This is a genomic window from Roseococcus sp. YIM B11640 (assembly GCF_049727625.1).
Lineage (GTDB): Bacteria > Pseudomonadota > Alphaproteobacteria > Acetobacterales > Acetobacteraceae > Roseococcus.
In genome coordinates this window covers 196,115-216,477 of record NZ_JBBJOZ010000006.1, presented here as the reverse complement: position 1 = coordinate 216,477, position 20,363 = coordinate 196,115, and the positions used below count along the sequence as shown (strand labels likewise).

The 20,363-nt window shown below is 61.9% G+C and carries 19 protein-coding genes; 8 read left to right on the top strand and 11 right to left on the bottom strand.

The genetic code is table 11. The annotated features are described in order from the left end of the window. The first annotated feature begins 30 nt into the window (after positions 1-30). The 4 genes from WJM96_RS21100 (at position 31) to WJM96_RS21085 (ending at position 4,285) form a co-directional block, all read left to right on the top strand. Positions 31-1,353, top strand: coding sequence for a DNA cytosine methyltransferase (locus WJM96_RS21100; protein ID WP_424814530.1), 1,323 nt, complete (start codon positions 31-33; stop codon positions 1,351-1,353). Next, positions 1,346-2,146: a hypothetical protein gene (locus WJM96_RS21095; RefSeq protein ID WP_424814529.1), complete on the top strand. Its 801-nt coding sequence runs from the start codon at positions 1,346-1,348 to the stop codon at positions 2,144-2,146. Before WJM96_RS21100 ends, WJM96_RS21095 begins: the two co-directional genes overlap by 8 nt. A 6-nt stretch (positions 2,147-2,152) precedes the next feature. Further along, positions 2,153-2,446, top strand: coding sequence for a hypothetical protein (locus tag WJM96_RS21090; protein WP_424814528.1), 294 nt, complete (start codon positions 2,153-2,155; stop codon positions 2,444-2,446). Between the two features lie 117 nt (positions 2,447-2,563). Next, a complete protein-coding gene (locus WJM96_RS21085; RefSeq protein WP_424814527.1) occupies positions 2,564-4,285 on the top strand; it encodes a DUF6119 family protein in 1,722 nt (573 codons plus the stop codon). 143 nt (positions 4,286-4,428) lie between these two features. Here the strand turns inward: WJM96_RS21085 and WJM96_RS21080 are convergent, their stop codons facing one another. From WJM96_RS21080 to WJM96_RS21055, 6 genes are all read right to left on the bottom strand, one after another. Continuing rightward, entirely contained in the window at positions 4,429-4,665 is a 237-nt protein-coding gene (locus WJM96_RS21080; RefSeq protein WP_424814526.1) for a hypothetical protein, read from the bottom strand. An 80-nt stretch (positions 4,666-4,745) separates the two neighbouring features. Further along, the gene (locus tag WJM96_RS21075) at positions 4,746-6,197 is read right to left on the bottom strand and encodes a type IV secretory system conjugative DNA transfer family protein (RefSeq protein WP_424814525.1); all 1,452 of its coding nucleotides are present in this window, start codon (positions 6,195-6,197) and stop codon (positions 4,746-4,748) included. Further along, on the bottom strand, positions 6,194-6,424 hold the full coding sequence (locus tag WJM96_RS21070; protein ID WP_424814524.1) for a hypothetical protein: 231 nt from the start codon (positions 6,422-6,424) through the stop codon (positions 6,194-6,196). The genes WJM96_RS21075 and WJM96_RS21070 overlap by 4 nt, the downstream gene beginning before the upstream one ends. Continuing rightward, positions 6,421-6,903, bottom strand: coding sequence for a hypothetical protein (locus WJM96_RS21065; RefSeq protein WP_424814523.1), 483 nt, complete (start codon positions 6,901-6,903; stop codon positions 6,421-6,423). The genes WJM96_RS21070 and WJM96_RS21065 overlap by 4 nt, the downstream gene beginning before the upstream one ends. A gap of 21 nt (positions 6,904-6,924) precedes the next feature. Further along, positions 6,925-7,428 carry a hypothetical protein gene (locus tag WJM96_RS21060; protein WP_424814522.1) on the bottom strand — a complete coding sequence of 168 codons (504 nt, stop codon included), beginning with the start codon at positions 7,426-7,428 and terminating at the stop codon, positions 6,925-6,927. Positions 7,429-8,030: 602 nt separating this feature from the next. Continuing rightward, positions 8,031-10,373 carry a hypothetical protein gene (locus WJM96_RS21055; RefSeq protein ID WP_424814521.1) on the bottom strand — a complete coding sequence of 781 codons (2,343 nt, stop codon included), beginning with the start codon at positions 10,371-10,373 and terminating at the stop codon, positions 8,031-8,033. A 380-nt stretch (positions 10,374-10,753) separates the two neighbouring features. On the opposite strand from WJM96_RS21055, the gene WJM96_RS21050 reads away from it, so the two are divergent. After that, positions 10,754-12,130 (top strand): CoA transferase, encoded by a 1,377-nt coding sequence (locus WJM96_RS21050; protein WP_424814520.1) that lies wholly within the window; start codon positions 10,754-10,756, stop codon positions 12,128-12,130. Between the two features lie 9 nt (positions 12,131-12,139). On the opposite strand, the gene WJM96_RS21045 is transcribed toward WJM96_RS21050, so the two are convergent. Further along, the gene (locus tag WJM96_RS21045) at positions 12,140-12,421 is read right to left on the bottom strand and encodes an accessory factor UbiK family protein (protein ID WP_424814519.1); all 282 of its coding nucleotides are present in this window, start codon (positions 12,419-12,421) and stop codon (positions 12,140-12,142) included. 45 nt (positions 12,422-12,466) lie between these two features. Between WJM96_RS21045 and rfaD the strand changes: the two genes are divergently transcribed. The 3 genes from rfaD (at position 12,467) to WJM96_RS21030 (ending at position 15,247) form a co-directional block, all read left to right on the top strand. Then, positions 12,467-13,426, top strand: coding sequence for an ADP-glyceromanno-heptose 6-epimerase (rfaD, locus tag WJM96_RS21040; RefSeq protein WP_424814518.1), 960 nt, complete (start codon positions 12,467-12,469; stop codon positions 13,424-13,426). Positions 13,427-13,499: 73 nt separating this feature from the next. Beyond that, the gene (locus WJM96_RS21035; protein ID WP_424814517.1) at positions 13,500-14,471 is read left to right on the top strand and encodes a Bug family tripartite tricarboxylate transporter substrate binding protein; all 972 of its coding nucleotides are present in this window, start codon (positions 13,500-13,502) and stop codon (positions 14,469-14,471) included. 5 nt (positions 14,472-14,476) lie between these two features. Continuing rightward, positions 14,477-15,247, top strand: coding sequence for a molybdate ABC transporter substrate-binding protein (locus WJM96_RS21030; protein ID WP_424814516.1), 771 nt, complete (start codon positions 14,477-14,479; stop codon positions 15,245-15,247). Here the strand turns inward: WJM96_RS21030 and WJM96_RS21025 are convergent. Genes WJM96_RS21025 through WJM96_RS21010 form a run of 4 tightly spaced genes read right to left on the bottom strand, consistent with a single transcriptional unit; the run spans position 15,244 to position 20,274 of the window. Next, the gene (locus tag WJM96_RS21025; protein WP_424814515.1) at positions 15,244-16,047 is read right to left on the bottom strand and encodes an enoyl-CoA hydratase/isomerase family protein; all 804 of its coding nucleotides are present in this window, start codon (positions 16,045-16,047) and stop codon (positions 15,244-15,246) included. The genes WJM96_RS21030 and WJM96_RS21025 overlap by 4 nt on opposite strands. A 55-nt stretch (positions 16,048-16,102) precedes the next feature. Continuing rightward, positions 16,103-16,960 (bottom strand): SMP-30/gluconolactonase/LRE family protein, encoded by an 858-nt coding sequence (locus WJM96_RS21020; RefSeq protein ID WP_424814514.1) that lies wholly within the window; start codon positions 16,958-16,960, stop codon positions 16,103-16,105. A 17-nt stretch (positions 16,961-16,977) separates the two neighbouring features. Continuing rightward, positions 16,978-19,773: a phosphoenolpyruvate carboxylase gene (locus WJM96_RS21015; protein WP_424814513.1), complete on the bottom strand. Its 2,796-nt coding sequence runs from the start codon at positions 19,771-19,773 to the stop codon at positions 16,978-16,980. A 54-nt stretch (positions 19,774-19,827) separates the two neighbouring features. Then, positions 19,828-20,274 (bottom strand): Lrp/AsnC family transcriptional regulator, encoded by a 447-nt coding sequence (locus WJM96_RS21010; RefSeq protein ID WP_424814512.1) that lies wholly within the window; start codon positions 20,272-20,274, stop codon positions 19,828-19,830. Positions 20,275-20,363 lie beyond the last annotated feature (89 nt).

Here is a 20,363-nt window from a genome sequence, read left to right as displayed (position 1 = left end):
AAGACTGCTACCGCACCAAGGACCAAGCCTGTGGCCATCGACCTGTTCGCTGGGGCTGGAGGGATGAGCCTGGGCTTCGAACAGGCGGGGTTTGAAATTGCAGCGGCCGTTGAAATCGATCCAATCCATTGCGCCGTTCATAAGTTCAATTTTCCCAACACAGTCGTTATCCCAAACTCCGTTGCAGAGCTTTCAGGGGCTGACATTAGACGGTTAGCCGGACTCGGGGATCGAGAAATCGATTGCGTATTTGGTGGACCGCCCTGCCAGGGGTTTTCCATGATTGGCCATCGCGTGTTGGACGATCCACGAAACAGTCTAGTTATGGACTTTGTCCGGTTGGTGTCCGAGTTGGACGCCAAAACCTTTGTCTTCGAGAATGTTAAGGGGTTGACGGTTGGAAAGCAGCGCGCCTTCCTAGATGAGCTCGTTCAAGCCTTCAGCGCACGAGGATATCGCGTTCGCCTGCCCTGGCGGGTATTAGACGCTGCTTCGTATAATGTCCCGCAGCATCGGCAACGGCTTATACTTTATGGCGCGAAAGACGGCGCGGAGCTTCCAGACTACCCAGTTGCTACTACCAATCCCGCCGATGGGAAACGACATGTACCCGGCTTGCCGTTTGGACCTACTTGTTTGGATGCCATTGGCGACCTTCCGGACGCCGAACGCTTCGAGACCTTAGCAGATACCGATGCTGTCAAGACGACAGCTTTTAAGAAGCCTTCGCGCTATGCAGAAGAAATGCGATGCATGACAAACAATGCCTGGCATTACGGCGACGTACGTGAGTGGAATCCAACTATCTTGACCTCGAGCGCACGCACAGTTCACACCGCCATATCAAAGAGGCGTTTTAGCGAAACTGTGCAGGGCACCGTCGAACCTATAAGTCGTTTTTTCAAACTTTCACCGGCGGGGCTATCAAACACGCTTAGAGCTGGGACAGATGGCGCAAGAGGCGCATTTACGAGTCCACGCCCCATACATTTTGACTATTCCCGATGCATAACGGTCCGAGAGATGGCGCGGCTCCATGGCTTTCCGGATTGGTTCAGGTTCCATGCCACGAAATGGCACGGCGCACGTCAGATCGGCAACGCCGTGCCACCACCATTAGCGCGTGCCGTCGCATTCAAAGTTATTGAGGCATTAGCACTAAAACCTATCAAGTCAAATAACAGCCTTATATTAGGAGACGACTCTCTTCTGTACATGGAAATGTCTGAAGCAGCAGAACATTTCGGGGTGAAAAAACCTTCGTCGAAGCGTGACAAAAAAAGCGGGGCGAAAAAGCGTAAGCAATCCGAAATAGAGGCGGGCCGTAGAAAGCTACGTGTGGTCAATGGCTAAGAAACCTAATCGCTACGAAAAGCTCATTGAAAAGATTTTTTTCAATCATTGGAAGGAAGGTTCCAATGCATTTGAGTTTGCGCGCGATGAAATGACGAAACTTGCAGCAGAATTAAACATTGAATTACCAAAAAATTTAGGCGATATTCTCTATAGTTTTAGGCATAGGAATGCCTTGCCTGCGTCAATTATTTCCACGCAGCCCGTAGGTTTGGAATGGATTATTCTTGGGGCTGGGAGAGCGAGATATAGATTTCGACTTGCGAGGGCGACCCGGATCGTACCTAGCGAAAGCCTGATGAGCATTGCTATACCCGACGCGACTCCCGAGATGATCCGCAAGCACACCCTTGATGACGAGCAAGCACTTCTCGCCATCTTGCGATATAATCGCTTGATCGACACCTTCCTCGGCTTGACGACGTATAGCCTGCAAAATCATCTCCGGACAGCAGTAAAAGATGTAGGGCAGATCGAGATTGACGAACTATATGTGGGTCTTGATAAATATGGAAGCCATTACGTAATACCAGTCCAAGCCAAAGTAAAGAAAGATCAAATTGGCGTTGTCCAAATTTCACAAGATCTTTCTTTTGCAGAATGGCGATTTCCGAAGCTACGTTGTAGGCCAGTTGCAGCCCAATTTATGGCTGGAAATGTTGTCGCGCTTTTTGAGCTAGCACTTATCGAAGACGATCAAGCTATTGAAGTAAAAGTCGTGGAAGAGAGGCATTACAGGTTGGTTCCGGCCAAAGAGCTGGATGATCAGAAAATTAGCGTATACCGGCAATAATTATTCATGAACAAGGAAAGAAAATGGATTGTGTTGGGCGAGGACGGGCGACACGTCACAATAGGTCGAAATAGCGATCCCACAGTAGAAGAGATTGAAATCGCCAGTAAGGCATTACGCGATACCGGTATGGGCGGGTGGCTGGCAATTCAGGAAGGGAGTTACTTTTCAGCTCATCAGGTGCCGCATATTTTTATTGTGCGCGAGCTAAGTCCCACAGCTATTCCTTCCGACATTGCTATTCAACAGTTTGAAAAGGCTCGGCAAATTGCCGTCAACTTCGGCGCGCCTCAACCATGATAAGCGTCACCTTACTATCAATCTATCATGTGGTTAATTAAGAAATAAAATTCCAAAGAATGTATTGCTTTTGTCGCTTGCGTTAATATGCTTTCGCAAAAAGGAAAGCACTGCAAAATGAGCGAAATAAAGAAAGTTACACTTTATAAAATTAAGCCTGGCAATACCTTTGCTGATTATATTAAGGGAGATTTAAAAACATTCGATAATGTCAAAGATCCTGCGGGAAAGTATGAGGCATACATCAAGTACGAAAATGTATTAGGTGCGCAGAAAAATGAGGACAAGGTGCCTTGGCTGCGCTTCTTAAATGGCGGATTTCCTGCAAAGAAATATTTATTCGACACACGAAATCGCTTTCCCCGAGCCATTATGGCTTTAAAAGTCAATGCTGGTACAACCGAGCATCATTTCGCGATAATATTCGGGCAGCATGCCGATACCTTTTTAAACAAAAAAATTATCGCGCATGATTTCGGAATTAAGGTTGGAATGAATATTTGCGGACCAGACGGTTTACGCCGAATCCAGACAGCAATGCATGAGGCCGTCAGCCGACAGACAGAACGACAGGCGAGCGTAGGAGCAAGCCTGACCGTGTTTGGCATGTCAGAATCGGAATTCCTCAAAACAATTTCCGGTGACGTAGACCCAGCCTATAAAGCATTGATCGAATCTTTCCGGGGAAGAGACAATATATCAATAAAATTGCCGAAAGGATCGGCAATTAGCTGGTCCGACTTATCGGATATTTGTTTGAAATTTGAAGAGAGATATAATTCCTCCGATTACAAAGCCACTGAATTCCGCGTATACGACATTTTGCGTCACGAGAACGATCCCATCGTAATCTCCGAATTGGATAAATTGCTATGCTCAAAGATTGAGAAGAAGGATTTTTCGAAGATTCATCTTTCTCCCCCAGTATTTATGGAGGAAGACGAAGTAAGTTATGCATACAAAATTAAAAAGCCTGATGAAGATTTGGAGGTTTTTGATGATTTGTCGATTGAAGACCTAATCAATCAGCCGAGGCGACGATTAAAGGGATTAACGCAGCAAACGATTGAAAATTGGCATATTTACCGATATGACTCCGATTTGGAGGCGACGTTTCCTCTATGGGATGCTTACAGATGCATTGTGGCAGAGATAGAACTCGGAAAAAAACTGTATGTTCTTGCAAATGGACAATGGCGAGAGGTCTCTGAAGATCTATTGCAGAAAGTGGATTCTTATTTTCAAGAGAATAATCTTGTTATCGATCCCAAGTATTTACCGCAAGATATTTCAATTTACGATAGCGCCAGAAATGAAAACAGAGAAGAAGTTTACAATACTGCTGTTGCCGTAAATGATGCGTCCAGCTTTTTGTTCGATAAATCAAAAATTCTTATTGCGGGAAAGAATATTTACGAGATTTGCGATTTGATGCACCTGGACAAACATCTGGTGCATGTAAAGAAATATTCGTCTGGTGCAGCGTCGATTAGCCATCTATTCGTTCAAACAAAATTTTATTCTCATGCCTTTTCTACTGAGGAAGATACACGCAAAAGTATGATCGATTGGATCGATCAGTGCGTATTGCCAGCTAATTCGACAAAAGATAAGGTTAAATTCAAGTCGATTATTCCAGTAAAAACCAAAGATTTAGATGATAGGCAATACACTGTTATATTTTGTGTTTTGCATAGCGATGCAAAATTTGGGGTCGATGATTTACCTTTCATGTCTCGTTACGAGCTCATGTCCTGTCATAAGTATCTGACACAAGATCGGCGCTTCCAGGTTGGTGTAGCATTTCGGAAGGTGATCCTTGGAAAACCGGTGCCTTAGGGCTTCGCCCTCGGCGCGCTCCAAGGAGCCTTCCACCCAGCTTCGGGCGCTGCGCGCCCTGCCAGCAGGGTCCCTGCGAAGGCCCCTTTCCGCTTGCACACCCATTCTCGCCGAAGGGCAGAGGTTCAACCGTCGTTGAACCTCTATGGAGAGCGGTACTTATTCACCGCGCGCATGATATCGTCAGGCGACGCAAACTCGCCACGTTCCGCCGACGCGATGCCCTCGGCCACCTTGTTGAGAAAGCGCTCCTGCCAATCGAGCGAATAACCATACCGAAGCGCATCGGCTACGATTTCGGATGGCGAAAGGTTGGACCGCGCCGCGAGCGCCTCGATCCGCGACACCAATTCTTTTGGTATATCAACTTCTCCGGCCATACTCGCTAGCATGCCACTACAAGACTGATTTTAAAACGGATTTGCTCGCTGTCATTCGTCTTCGTTGCTCCGTAAGCCCCTCAATATCCCTTCGATATCATCATCGGCCATAGGAGGCTGAGCCGGGCTCCACTGACCCGGCGTTCAGGCGCGGCGCCCAGCCAGGCATAGCGATCCGGCTTCTGCCGGACATCCCGCAGCATCCCGCCCATCTCGGGCCTCTCCCAGAAGTTGGGCACATCCACTGTGAAGAATCCGAAGTCGCGGGATTCCAGCAGAGCTTGCTCCCCGCCCGTGGCCTGCCGGATGTCCTCGACCTGGAGCATAGGCCGCGACTGCTCCGAGAGATTGTTCCGGGAGCCGTTCACCTGGTTGTTAGAGACATTGAAGCCCCGGACCATGACGCTCGTCCGGCCTGAGCGATGCTCGATATCACGGAGCGTCTGGTCGTCAGGCATGCCGCGATAGAGGGTGTGGGCCACGGCTTTCTTCCAGAGGCGGACAAGCTCCTTGCCGTAGCGGGCTTCCAACTGCGCGGCGGCATTCTGGAACACGCCCAGGAAGTTCACCCCTCCCTGGCGATACAGGGTCAGGATCTCATGGAAGTTCGAGACATAGAGCTGCCCCCACTCCTCGCCCACCACCAGAGCCCGCAGCGGCCCCGTGGCATCGGCAAAGCGCTCGATAATGGCCGCCGCCATCGACCCCACAAAGTTCCGGCTCGTATGGCTGCGCGCCGAGCCAATTAGAAAAAGCGCCGTGCGCTCATGCTTCATATCCGCCGGATCAAAGCTGTTGCCATCTGTCACCAAACGCGCCGCCGCGCCCGGCTGGAATGCCTGCAAACGCTCGATGAACACGGACGTGTAGGCGTTCCACTGATCGCGAGATTCCGTCAGGCTCGCCAGCTGAAGGCACATGCCCGCGTCATCCCGCATGCGACTATCCGAGGCCCACATCAGCAGATCGTCGCGGATTTGTTCGCGTGACCTCCCAAAAAAATCCCATAGCCCACCGGGCGTGCAGGCCCAGCGCCAATCCGGATGCAGCGCCGAGATTTTGATGTAGGTGGCGAAGAAGGTCCGCACCCCCTGCCCGACCCATTGCGTGCGCGTGTCGGGATCTACCGGGACTAGATAGCTCGCCGCGTCATAGGCGGCTTCGCCCAGGATCGGATGCAGCGCGGGCCGCTCCGCAATCTCGAGAACACGCGTGTTCGGGTTATAGGTCTCGGTCGGGTAGTTATAGAGCCGACCGGGATTGATAAAGCGCATCCGGTAGCCCTGGCGTTCCAGTGTCTTCCAAGACACCCACGCGAGTTCCGCGTCCTTGATGTCGGTGATGATCTTGGTCAGATGCGAGGTACGCGGCGAGACGAGATTGACGCCTTCGAAGCGCGTCAGCTTGCCCTTCCCCGCCTGCGCGTCGATGGCGACGGGCTCCGTGCCATCGTAGATGAGCGCCCGGCCCTGCCTAAAGCCAAGCTCCAGACCACGGCGTAAGCCAGGCCTGGACACAACCCGCGCGCTCACAGGAGCCCCGACCTTGCAAGGGATTCTTCGTCATCAAGCTTGGCATTGCCCAACGATCCGCTGGGATTGGCGAGCAGCATCGCCCGCAATTGAGCCGCCGCTTGCGCTTCTGCCCGCTCCCTTGCGATGCGCGCCTTCGCGGCATCTTCCCACGCCAGACGCTGCTGCGCATGGGATTCGAACATCCACAGGAATTGGTAAAGTTCGCTGATACGCCGGAGGCTCATCTACCGTCCTCCTCATCGTCCCAGCTCGCGAAGCGGAACGGCGGCGGCGCAACAGTTGGCCTCATAGGTTCCGGCGGCAGGACCTCCATCATCGGTTCAGACACAGGCTCGGCGAAGGTCTTCTGGTTCCACTGAACATAGAGCATGCCCAGCGAGCCGAGTGTGTATCCGCCGACCAACAGGAAGCGCCACACGTCAGGGTGCAGTTCCATCCTGAACAACATCTCCGCGAAAACGGCGAACATCGGAATGATCATCGCCCCACAGAAGCCGCCAAGTACGATGGCTTGCGCATCTTCGGGCTTCAAAGTGAATTTCCCGAGTGAGAGCGGTTGATTCCAGGCGAATGCGCAAAAGATTGTAACAACGATGGCAAAGAACGCCGCAAGGGCGAAGAGTAGTGCCGCGATGAAAAGTACCACCCCGGCGACAACGGCTAAACCAATGCCGTTCGAATCATCCTGATCTCTTGATGACATGTTAACCTCCGTTGTTGGGATTTACCTTTCGAGCTTGAGGTGAAGGTCCGCGCCCCGCTCGTGGGTGGACGCGATGGCTTGAGGCCGCGTGAATTGCAGGTAACGGCCAATGTCCTTGCGGAGGCCCTGGAGCAGCTGCGCTTGCTGGCTCCGTAGCTCCTTGAATTTGGCCTGCAGGACCGCGCGCTGATCGCGCTGCTTGTCGATCAGCGTTTGCCGCTCCTGACCGTGGCGCTCGCGCGTGCGCTGCGCCTCAGCCTCATTGGCGGCCCGCACTTCCTGATATCTGCCGGTGATGCGGTGCCACAGGCCGCGAATGCCCTTTGGCAATCGGTCCTGCCGAGCCTTTGTTTCGGCCAGCCATTCGGATTGCTGACGATGCTCCAGCTTCGCTCGCGCCTGGCGGTGCAGCTGCGTCATCTCGAATTTGTATTGGCCGAGCGTCGCCGAGCGCTTCAGGAAGCGCTCGCGGCTCTCATCGACATGGCGGCACCGGAGGGTCTTCGCCCCTCCGGTGCTGCTCAAGGAAGGTGTTCCAGTCGGCCAGAATCTCGATCAATTGGTTCGAGACCTCACCGTCTAGGGGCACCATTCTATTTAATAGCTTAGACACCCACGATCAGCTCGGCATCGACTTGATGCCCGGGTACCGAGACACGAATCCGTGCCATGCCCGCGACGTAACCGGTCGGCTAGTCCTCTGAAGATTGGGGCGACCCGGCAACGCCCGTCCATCTCACCAGCCACGCGAGCTTCAGAACCATCGACACCAGTGCCGGGGTGACGCTGGCGTCAGACCAAAGGCCGAAGTTCTTCCAGCAAAGCTGACCGGCTTCGACGACGAAAATGAGTTTCGCATGGCTTCCTTCGTCATCTTGCGCGTGCCCCTTGATGTGCCGAAGGTCGCGCGCACAGATCGGGTGAGCGGATTGCGGATTAGGCGCAGTTCCACTGAGCCCCCCTCGGCTGTATTGCTGAGGATGACAGCTGGCCAGGAACGTTACGAGGCGGAAGGCGGGCCGTTAGCAGCCCACCGCTTCACGCCCGACGGAAGCTTGATCCCAAAACACAAGCCCACGGGAGCTCTCGCCCGCCAGCAATCGCTGGCGGGTGTATCGCCGGCACGCCTATCGAGGCCGGAGCTCAGCGGGAGCGCGAACCAGCGGACATGCCATTCGTTTTCCGTGGGAAGTCATCGTCAGCGTGATCCGCTGCGGCCCCTGCAGGGCCGAAAGGTCAAGCAGGGCCTGGAAGCCGACGTAGTTGAGGTCCGGATGCCCAAAATACTGCCCGACATCTCGGCGCGAAATTCTCTCGGCCGCTCCCTGCATCAGGGTGCCATCGGCCGCCTGGAAGGAAATCTGCATGTCAGTAGGCTCGATCGGCGCAGAGTCCCGCATGAAGCCCCATCCCGTGAAGCGTACCATCCGCCCGAGCGAAAGAGGCAGGTCGCCGTTCAAGATGGCCCCGTTGGCGTAGTCGAGGTAGCAGCTTCCGCCCTCAGGGGCCGCTTCGTCGGCCGGGGTTAAGGGCGTGACGAGAATTCTTGTCGCTTCCGGCTGTGGCCTGACCTTGAATTCGTACAACTCGACCGAATAGGCGGGCCGCCATCCCCGCACAAATCCGGGCCCTTCGGACAGGGCAAAGGATACAGGCCGTATACTGGTCTGAGCGGAAACCTCCGGAGCAGCCAAGGCGACGAGTTGATGCGTGTTGTCGACCACCGGGGCAATCAGAAAGCCGTCCGCTGCGATGCTCGGCAGAAGTCGCCGCGTTACTTGGCTGCCATTGCTCATGAAGAACGTGATATTGACCGAGCGGGGGCGGAAGAGGATCGCCCTGATACGGCCACGATAGGACGGCTCCAGCCGGATGCGAGCCCAAAGGGCCGCAGGCTGCTCAGGCAGCGCCACGGGTTGCCCCAACACCCCTTCCCCGCGTGAGACGATAGCGCCGATTCCATCGGAATCGTCGCTCTGCTCGGCCGCAGGCCGGCGACGAAGCACGGCCATCGAGCCATCCAGGCTCGTCACGGTGTATCGGTTGAGGAGCGGCCCCCAACTCCGCCCGTCATCCATCGAAGCGAGGCGATTATCGATCGGCTCGACCACGAAGAGGACATTGTCGGGCGCCCTCGTCCCATTGAGATGGGCCGCGTTTTGGGCGGCTAAGCTCGCGGTATAGGCGGAATAGCTTTGGATGACGGGACGCGGCTGCCAAGTCAGACCGCTCGCGAGCAGGTAAGATTGCCCAACCGAGTATATGTCCGCCGTCCCGGACAAACTAGGCAGGGAACGCTCGGCCCGGATCTGGGCCAAACGAGCCTCGTATATCCGCCTAAAGAGCTGAGGGTCCGAAAGCCGCGCGTGGAGACCGCGCCCCATGTTGGCAAAGGCCGTTTCCGCGCGAGTCAAGACGACAAATGGGGTTATCTTTTCCCGCGTATTTTCGAAGACCAGACAGACACCAAGTCCAACCAGAAAACCCAGGACTGAACCCAGGCTCGGCCGCCAGAGCAGAAAGAATGCGGAAATCAGGGCAATAGTGCCACCAGCTATGACAATATGAACATCGTGCCGCGTGAATCCAGCTTTATATCCAATAAATAACATAAAAATTGTAAATATGTAGACGATCGACTCGCGACCCATGAACAGATGGCGTACGTTGGCCAGAGCAAAAATCAAAAGGGCCGATATGAACAAGATAATTTGCCAGTGAGGCCCCTCGATCGACATCGCTTCGGTATAGCCGCGAGAAACCTCGAATCCCGACAAGATGTAATATGCTAAATCCCAAATCGACTGACCCGAAATAATCCAAAGAGAAATGGTCGATACTGCAGCAAATATCGTTAAATATGCGCAAAATTTTCCCTTTTTACTTAAAATTGAAATAGCAAATCCTAAACAATACGCCAGAAATGCCCCAACCATAAAAGATACTTTTACGAAACTTATCATTATAATGGCCAAAAGGATCGGCAAACAAAGAATTTTATATGCCCATTTCATTCTTTTATCATGAGAAATTTCGTATATTACCATTAGGTACAAAACAGATAAGGAAAAACAAACCGAATCTTTAAACGGCGAAATAAGAAGAATGGCGGGAATTATAAAAATAAGCCAACAAAAATTATTTCTCGTAAGAACAATAAGTCCCGATATCAAGGCAAACGCCAGCAATGTCGTGCCAAGAAGAGTGAGTGAATCCGTGCCCGGGTGAAAGATGTGTGTATAAACCCCCAGGTAGGGCCCAAAGGTGAACACGACATCCCGCCCGAAGGTCATTTTGCCCGCCGATGCAATGCCCAGCGCAAACGCCCACGCATCATCCAAACCAGACCCGGGGAATGCCGGGAAGAAAGGAACCAGCGCAGCCGCAATTCCCGCAAAAGCGAGTAATGCCAGGAATGAGTTCCAGAGCCGCCTCCCAGCGGGTTGAACTGCCATCGTGCTCGTCGACATACAACACCTTGATATGATAGTTCATTATTAGGATAGAACGTATCAGTTGGCCAGAGCGTCACCACGGGAGCGACGCTCGGTTCGCGCTAGGAAGCGGAACTGCGGCGCCACCGCGGCCGCCATCCGAGTGTCGCTGCAAGGCCGGCGTGATGGGCCGAGGCCCGGGACGCGCCGCGGCTGTCCCGATTGGCAGGAAAGTATCAGTGGATCGCGGCCGCATCTGAACGCGGATCAGCCCCCGGGTTACCTGTCTTAGAGGGGCATTGAAGCCCTCCCACGGGGGCCGGTCGCCACGGAGCTTCCAGCTGGATCACGGAAGCAAGCTTGACGATATCAGCTGAGGAGCCTCCGCTGCCGGGAAGTGATCGACGGAGCTCAGCATGGACGGAATGGCGAATCAGGACGCAGCCACCGGCTTCCTGCGTGAGATCTGGACAGCGCTGGAGGGCCCCGCCGAGGCAACGCAGACTGTCCGCTTCACAGGGGAAGGCGCGCTGCCTTCCAGCTTCGCGGTCACCGGCCTAGCGGCCGCCTCGATCGGCGCCGCCGGCCTTGCCGCGGCGGAACTGACTAGCGCGCTTCCCCAGGTGACGGTCGACCGCCGCCTCGCCTCGCTCTGGTTCGCCTGGACGCTCAAGCCCGACGGCTGGACGATGCCAGCCCCCTGGGACGCGGTGGCCGGCGACTACCGGACGGCTGATGGCTGGATCAAGCTGCACACCAACGCCCCGCACCACCGCGCGGCCGCGCTCTCCGTCCTCCGCGCGCCCAATGAGCGGGAGGCCGTGGCGAAGGCCGTCGCGGGCTGGCAGGCCGAGGCGCTGGAGAGCGCCATTATCGCCGCCGGCGGCTGCTCCGCCGTGATGCGCTCGCGGGCCGAGTGGGCCACCCATCCGCAGGGCATGGCGGTGGGCGCCGAGCCGCTGTTGGCCATCCAGGCGGCCGGGGACGCGCCCGCCCTGGACTGGCGCCCCTCCTCCGGCCGCCCGCTCGCGGGTCTGCGCGTGCTGGACCTGACGCGCATCCTGGCCGGCCCCATCGCGACCCGCTTCCTGGCCATGCTGGGCGCGGAGGTGCTGCGGATCGACCCGCCGGGCTGGGACGAGCCCTCCGTCATCCCCGAGGTCGCGCTGGGCAAGAACTGCGCCCGCCTGGACCTCAAGACAGAGGCCGGGCGCGAGACGCTGCGCGACCTGCTGCGCGGCGCGCATGTGATGATCCACGGCTACCGCTCGGATGCCCTGGAGAAGCTCGGCCTGGGCGCCGAGGCGCGGAGGGCGCTCAATCCTGGCCTCGTGGATGTGTGCCTGGATGCCTATGGCTGGTCCGGCCCCTGGGCGCGTCGACGCGGCTTCGACAGCCTGGTGCAAATGAGCTCCGGCATCGCGGAGGCGGGACTGCGGGCCTATGGCTCGGACAAGCCCACGCCGCTGCCCGTCCAGGCGCTGGACCACGCGACGGGCTACCTGCTGGCGGCGGCGGCCCTACGTGGGCTGACCCGGCGGCTCGCCACCGGCCGAGGATCGCTCACCCGCTGCTCGCTGGCGCGGACGGCGGCGCTGCTGGCCGCCATGCCCTCCGACGATCTCAAGGCGAGCCTCGCCCCGGCGGGGCCGGCCGACTTCCTCGATACGCTCGAAGCCACCAGCTGGGGCCGGGCGCACCGCATGCGGCCGCCTTTGGCCATCGAGGGCGTGGCCATCGGCGCCGACCGGCCCGCGATGAACCACGGCACGGCGGAGCCTCGCTGGAGCTAGGGCGGCAAGCTACTCCAGCGGCGTTCCCGGCGCCGGGCGAAGGGCGACGAGCTCGGCCTCCAGCGCCGCCACCCGGGCCTCCAGGGCCTCGGCATGGGCGCGGGCGCGGCGGGCGACCTCCATGGCCGCGTCCACATCCTCGGCCCGCGCGAGTTCCAGCTTGCGGACCACGGCTTCCACCTGGGCGCGGGCCATGACCTCCATCTCAGCCCTCAGGCCGGAGAAGAGCGAAAAGGCCCCGCCGGCCATGCCCGCGAGGTCGTCCAGGCGCTGACGCCCATCCTTGATCATCCGAGGCTCCTTGCTGCACGGCGCCGGGCGATATAACCGGCTCCCATGATTCTCGTCACCGGCGGCGCCGGCTTCATCGGATCGAACCTGGTCGCAGCGCTCACCGCCCGTGGGGAAGAAGTGGTGGTGGTGGACGAGCTTGGCGAGGGGGACAAGTGGCGAAACCTCGCCGACGCCGTCCTGGCCGGGCTGCTGCCCTTCAGCGGCATCGAAGCCGCCTTGGCCATGCACCCGCGCGCCATCTTCCACATGGGCGCCATCAGCGCGACCACGGTGACGGATGGCGACCTCGTGGCCGCCAGCAACTTCACCCTCTCGCTGCGGCTCTGGGAGTGGTGCGCGGAGCATGGCGTGCCCCTGATCTACGCCTCCTCGGCGGCGACCTATGGCGACGGCACCCTCGGCTTCGAGGATGAGGAGACGCCCGAGGGTCTGGCGCGGCTCAGGCCGCTCAACCTCTATGGCTGGTCCAAGCACCTCTTCGACCGGCGCGTGGCGCAGGTGCTCCAGCTCGGCGGCAAGCGCCCGCCGCAATGGGCCGGGCTGAAGTTCTTCAACGTCTATGGCCCGCGCGAGGGCCACAAGGGCCGCATGGCCAGCGTCGCGCTGCACAAGTACCGCGAGATCCTGGCCGGCGAGCCCGCGCGCCTCTTCGCCTCCGATCGCGAGGGCATCGCGGACGGCATGCAGTCGCGCGACTTCGTAAGCGTGGCGGATTGCGTGAACGTGATGCTCTGGCTGCTCGACCATCCCGGCGTCTCGGGCCTGTTCAACTGCGGCAGCGGGCAGGCGCGCAGCTTCCTGGACCTGACGCGCGCGGTCTTCGCCGCGCTCGGCCTGCCAGAGCGCATCGAGTTCATGCCCATGCCCCAGGACCTCAAGGGCAAGTACCAGTACTTCACCGAGGCTCCGATGGCGAAGCTGCGCCAGGCCGGATACCGCCAGCCGCCCACGCCGCTGGAACAGGGCGTCGGCGACTACGTGGCCTGGCTCCAGGCCCAGTAGCGCCGCGCGCCAGGATCGCGCAATCTCCCTGGCAAGGACCGCGCGGGCACCGCGCGGCACGGGGAGTAGAGACATGATCCGACGCCGAGGCCTGCTGGCCGCGCCACTTCTCACCGCCGCCGTGCCGGCGCTCGCGCAGCCCGCCTATCCGCAGCGCCCCATCCGCCTCGTCATCCCCTGGCCGCCGGGACAGGCGACCGACCTCGCCGCCCGCATCGTCGCCCAGCGCCTGTCCGAGACCATGGGCCAGCCCCTGGTGGCCGAGAACCGCGCGGGCGCGGGCGGGATGATCGGCACCGACCTCGCGGCCAAGTCCGCGCCCGACGGCTACACGCTGCTCGCGGGCTCCACCGGCCCGATCGTGACCGCGCCGCTCGTACAGCGTACGCCCTACGACACGACGAAGGACTTCACCTATCTCGGCATCACGGGGCTCTCGGCCTACCTGCTGGTGGTGCCGCCCAACTTCCCCGCCCGCACGGCCGGGGAGTTCGTGGCCCTCGTCCGCGCCAATCCCGGCAAGTACAGCTTCTCCTCCTCCGGCACGGGTGCCACGGCGCATGTGGTCGCCGCCTGGTTCCACGCGCTGGCGGGGCTGGACGTGGTGCACGTGCCCTTCGCAGGCAGCGGGCCGGCGCTGACGGCGGTGGCCGGCGGCCATGTCGATTTCTCGGTCGAGACGCTGGCGGCGACGGGCCCGCTCATCCGCAGCGGGCAGCTGCGCGCGCTCGGCATCTCGCTGAAGAACGGCTCGGTCCTCGCGCCGGAAGTTCCGCCACTGGCACGCCTGCCGGGCTGCCAGGATTTCGACGGCGGCGCATGGATCGGCCTCATGGCCCCGGCCAACCTGCCGCGCCCCCTCCTGGACCGGCTGGACGCGGAGATCGGCCGCGCCATGCAGCAGCCCGAGATCCGCGACCGCATGGCCGCCGCGGGGCTGGAGCCACAGCACCATGGCGCCGATGCCATGCTCGACTACGTGACCCGGCAAAGCGCGGCCTTCGGCGACGCCATCCGCCGCGCCAACATCCGCATCGAGGGATGAGCGCCATGCTGAACCGCCGCCTCTTCCTGCTGGGCAGCGCTGGGCTCCTCGCCGCCTCGCGCGCCGGGGCGGCGGGGCTCACGCTTCGCGTCATGACCTCGGGCGCCTTCACCGCGCCCTACCGGGAGCTCATCGCCCCCTATGAGGCCGCGAGCGGCAACAAGCTGGAATCGGCCTTCGGCGCCTCCATGGGCGCGGCGCCCGACGCGATTCCCCAGCGCATGTCGCGCGGCGAGCCGGCAGACATCCTCGTCATGGCGCGCTCCGCGCTGGATGAGATGGTGCGCCTCGGCCATGTGCGGCCGGGCAGCCAGGTGGACCTCGTGGAATCGCGCATCGCCATGGCGGTGCGGACCGGCACGCCGCATCCGCGCATCGGCACGGTGGAGGAGTTCCGCCAGGCCATGCTCGATGCGCGCAGCATCGGCTATTCGGCCAGCGCCAGCGGCGTGTACATCGAGACCGAGCTGTTCCGCGACCTGGGCATCGCCGACCGCGTGATGCCCAAGGCCCGCCGCGTCATGAGCGAGCGCGTGGGTTCCGTGGTCGCGCGCGGGGAGCTGGATGTCGGCTTCCAGCAGGTGAGCGAGCTGCTGCCCATCCCGGGCATCGAGATCGTCGGGCCCCTGCCCGGTCCGCTGCAGCGCGCAACGGTCTTTTCGGCCGGCATCTGCACGCGCTCCGAGAACCCGGAATCGGCGCTGGAGCTGATCCGCTTCTTCAACACGCCGGCCGCCCGCGAGGTCAGCCGGCGCGCGGGCCTCGACCCCGTCTAGCGCCCCTTGAAATTGGGCTTCCGCTTCTCGTTGAAGGAGAGGATGCCCTCGACCCGGTCCTCGGTCGAGACGAGGCGGTTATAGGCCTCGATCTCGAAGCGCAGCCCGGTCCGCAGGTCGGTCTGCATGCCGTAGTGCATGCTGCGCTTGGCCTGCCGCACCGACAGCGGCGCATTGCCCGCGATGCGCTCGGCGGTGGCGAGCGCCGCAGCGAAGAGGTCCGCCTCCGGGTGGACGGCGTTCAGCACGCCCCATTCCAGCGCCTGCTGGGCATTGAACGGCGTGCCGGTCAGGATGATCTCCTTGGCACGGCGTTCGCCCACCGCGCGCGGCAGGTTCTGCGTGCCGCCCGCGCCCGGCATGATGCCGAGGGTCACTTCCGTCAGCGCGAAGCGCGCGGTCTCGGCGCCGTAGGCGAAGTCGGAGGCCAGCAGCATCTCGAAGCCGCCCGCATAGGCATGGCCGTTGGCCGCGGCGATAACCGGCACAGGGCAATCCATCAGCGCCAGGAAGGCACGCTCGAAGATCTCGTGCTGCGCCTGCCAGTCCGCATCGGTCATGCCGTTGCGTTCCTTGAGGTCGGCGCCCGCGCAGAAGACGCGGCCGCCGGCGGCGGTGAAGATCACGCATCGCGCGCCGCGCGCATCCTCCGTCAGCGCCGTCCAGATGGAGAGCAGGTCGCGCCCCATCTGCGTGTTCATCGCATTGGCCGATCCCGGCCGGTTAAGCCGCACCACCAACACATGCGGCGCGGGCTCCTCCAGCGCCAGGGTCTCGAAGCGCGGGAACTTGTCGATCATCAGCTGACTCCTCCGTGGCCGCGATTGGAGCCCAGCCGCGCCGATCGGGGAACCCTCAGGCCGGGCATTCCAGGACGGAGCCCGACGCGGATTCCGTGATGAAGGCGCGGCCGCCATGCAGCGCCAGATTCGTCACCGTGCCGCCCGCGCAGCTCCGCCAGCAATCCAGCACCTCGCCCTGCGGGCTGAGCACGAAGACGCAGCGCAGCGAGGCATGGGCCACCAGCAGCCGGCCCTGGTCGTCGATCTTCATCCCGTCCGGGCCGCTGGTGCCGTGGAAGCTTGCGAAGCGGCCGACCTTGGCGGTGCTGCCATCGGGCAGCAGTGGCACGCGCCAGACGGAATTGTCGCGCGTCATGGCGACGAAGAGCACCTCCTCATCCGCCGAGAGCGCGAGGCCATTCGGGCTCGGTCCATTGGTGATGAGCGCGTCCAGCCGCCCATCCGCGCGCCAGCGATAAACGCGGCCCGTGGGGTCCTGCAGGCCCGTCTGGCCCTGGTCGGTGAAGTAGAGGTCGCCATTGCGCCCGAAGACAAGGTCGTTAGGGCCCTTGAAGCGCTCGCTATTGCGGCGGGTCAGCGCGGGCGTGACGGCGCCGGTCGCAAGGTCCAGCGCCAGGATGCCCTGCTTGTAGTCCGCGATGAACATGCGCCGGCCATCCGGATGCAGCGCGAGGCCGTTCGGCTCGCCATCATATTCCGCGACGAGAGTCCAGGCGTCCGGCGCATCCAGGCGGAAGATGCGCCCATGCGGGATGTCGGTGACGTGCAGCCGGCCCTGCGCATCAAAGCAAGGGCCTTCAAGGAAGCAGTCGACCGGTTCGCCGCGCTTATTGGCGCGCGACCATTCGGTGACGACGGGGCGGCGCAGCGCGGCGGGCATGGCCGCGTGCAGCGTGGTGAGCGTTTCCATGCGCGCACACTACCCCACTATCCAAAGGCGCCCACCTCCTCGCTTACGGCGGCCGAGCACGCGCGGATCAGGCCGAAGATCTCGCGCATCGGGCCGAAGATCTCGGCATGCTCGCGGGCGTAGCTGGTGCGGTTGTCGCGGGTCGCCTCCTCATGGAAGTCCAGGCCGGAGACCGGGTTGGGCGCGGCGGGGAAGACCTGCTCCAGCAGGTCCAGCGCGGGCTCCACATCCAGCGCCAGGATCCGCTGAATTACGGATTCGCGCGTGGCGCCGTGGCGCGGGCTGAACTCCGGCACGGAGACGGCCAGAAGCCAGAGCCGGTGCACGAGCGCGAGGCGGATGGCATGCGTCAGCACCAGCCGCTCCGGCATGCGGGGCAATTCCGGCCAGGCGGCGCGCAAGGCGAGGTTGTCCGCCTGGAAGCGCCGGAAGAGGCGGCGCAGCGGCGCCGAGAGCTCCAGCCCGTCCAGCGGCTTGGCCACGGCCAGCAGCGCCTCGGCCCGGCCCGGGCGCGCGGTCGCGGTTGCGCGGTCCTGCCAGCTTCCGGGATCGAGCGTGCCGACCACCGCGCGCAGCACGCCGATGTCGGAGCATTCGGCCGCGCGCACCGCCATGCCCATGGCGCGGGCGAAACGCGGCGAGTTCTCCAGCATGTCCTTGAAGGTGTCGGGATTGGCCGAGACGGCGGCCCCCAGCCCCTGCAGCGTGTTCGCGAGCCAGCCCACCTGGTGCAGGATCGCGTTGTTCGGGATGGCGCGCAGCTGGGAGGGATGCGTGATCCGCACCGGCCCGCCCATGCCGTCCGCCTGGCGGGCGGAGGGGCGAGAGCCCGTCTTCTCCAGCAGCCCCGGCCCGAAGCCGCCGAGCAGCGCGGCATAGCCCGGGTCCTCCACCATGTCCTGCACCGCGCGCCGCAGCGTGGCGAAAAAATCCGCGCCGTAGTCTGCCTCGGCGTAGATGGGGTCGTCCGTCGCGCGGGTCGGCCGGAAGGCGTGCTCGGCGATGCGCGCGATGGTGGAGCGCGCCAGCGCCTCCGTGCCGAAGTTCAGGTAACCGTCGCCCCCCTGGAAGCTCGACTCCTCCCGCACGTCGAAGCCCGCGCCGGCGAGCGCGGCCCGCGCCTGCGGCGGAAAGAGGTAGTCCAGCCGGTCCGCGAGGCTGCCCGGATGCGCGCCGCGGCCGATGCTCTCTCCATGCGTGTCGAAGAGCACGAGCTCCACGCCCGACATGTCGTATTTCCGCAGAAGCTCCGCGAGGCGCAGCTTCAGCCGCTCCACGAGGTAGGAGGCCGCGAGTTGGCCGACATAGCGGCCGCTGTCCGAATAGCCGAACTGCAGGCAGAGGCGGCCGTGATGGCGCAGATAGTCGCGGAAATGTGGGCTGCGCAGCGCCTCGTCCAGCACGCGCTCGCCGCGCTCCAGCGCGGGCGCGGTCTCGAAGAGGGGCGATATCTCGATGTGTTTGTCGATGCCGAAGTGCCGCGCGAGCCAGAGCGCGCCGAGCAGCGTGTAGCCCGTTTCCGTCTCCGCGATCAGGAAGCGGACGGGGACGGAGCCGTCCACATGCTTCACGATCTGCGCGATGCTCATCATGAGCTTGGCGGCCGAGGCCTGCTCGGCGAAGAGGCCGCCGAAATCCACCGGCTGAGGCACGGCATTGGCGAGCGCGGTGTTGACCTGCGCCAGCAGGCCGCGCCGCTGCGTGGGGTCGTCCGGCGAGAGGGTCAGCTCCAGCCGCTGGCGCAGCGCATTGTGCAGCTGGGCCGAGTTCAGCCGGAAATGCGTGTGCGAGATCGACAGCCCATGGGCCATGAAGCCCGCGCGCGCCACGGCCAGCGCCATGCGCGCGTCGTCTTCCGTCGCGGCTGCCATGGCCTCCTCGAAGAGGGGCGCCAGGGCCGAGAGGTCGGTCATCGCCTGCTCGCGCAGCGGCACCATCGCGGCGGAGAGGGCCTGGACGCTTTCGGGCGTGGGCTTGGTGGGGACCGCCGCCGCCTGCCGCGCCACCGCGTCCAGCGCCAGCGCGACCCGACCGCGCAGCGCCGCCGTCAGCTCGCCGAGCGGCGCGAGCTGCGCGGAAAGACGCTCCAGCTGCAGGCGCTTCGTCTCCAGCCGGAGGGCGAGCGTGTCCCACCAGCCGATATCGGTGCGACCATCCGTATCGTAGCCGACCCAGGAGGTGAGCACGATCGGGCGCGGGGCCAGACGGTGCCAGCGGTCCGGCCAGTTCGCGCGCGCGGCGGTGAAGAGGGATGCGGCCAGCCGGTCCAGCGCGTCGCGGCCGCGGATGATGGCGGCGTTGGCCTGGTCGAACTCGTCGCGCAGCGTGGGCGGGTTGGGGCGGTGGGGAATGCCGCGCGGCGGCGGCTCGCCGGTGGTCGCGGCTTCGGCCAGCTTGGCGCCTGTCGCGGCGGGGAGCGAGAAGGTGGGATGCGCCGTGAAGACGGCGGCGAAACGGGTGCGCTCCACCGCCTTGCGGAAGGTCGCGAAGGGGACAGGGCTGTCCAGCGGGTCAGGTCGCACGAGGCGCGAGGCGACGGCCTGCAGCGCCGTCTCGGTGTCCTGCCCCGGCTTGTGGCCCAGATAGGCCGCGAGGCGCTTCGCGCGCCCGGCCGCCGCATCGTCCGACAGATCCTGGACCAGCGCGCCGAGCTGCTCGAGGTTGGTCGCGCCGTCGTCGATCCGCCGGCTGATGGCGAGGGCGACCCGCTGGATCGGATCTCCGAAGGGATCGGTGCTGGCTTCCGACCGGGCCTGATGCAGACGGGTGAGAAGCTCGTCCAGGAGCGATGGCGGGGCGGTGACATCGTTCATGAGACGATGCTGCACCCGCGAAGAGACAAAAGGCCAGACAAATCAGCCGGACAACTAGCCCCGAATCACCGTCCGGATCGCGAAGCTGGACTGGATGCGCGCCACGCCCGGCATGCGGCTGAGCTGCTCCTTGTGGATGCGCTCGTAGTCGGCGGCGTCGCGGGCGTCCACGCGCAGCAGGTAGTCGGCGATGCCGGTCATCAGGAAGCACTCGCGTACCTCGGGGCAGCGGCGGACGGCGGCCTCGAAGCGTTTCAGATGCTCGTCCGTCTGGCGGTCGAGGGTGATCTGCACGATGACGGTGACGTGCCCGTGCTCGACCGGCTCCTCCAGCATGACGGTGTAGCCGCGGATCACGCCGCGGCTTTCCATGAGCCGCAGCCGGCGCAGGCAGGCGGAGGGCGAGAGACCCACGGCTTCCGCCAGGGCGGCATTGCTCATCCGCGCATCCATCCGCAGGTGGCGCAGCATGGCGAGGTCGATATCGTCGAGGGCGTGCATGCGCAGAAGATACGAAATATTCGCATAAAATTTCAATATTTGCCGCTCGTGCGCGTTTTCTGCGCATGAAGCGCAGCAAATGCGAGGCC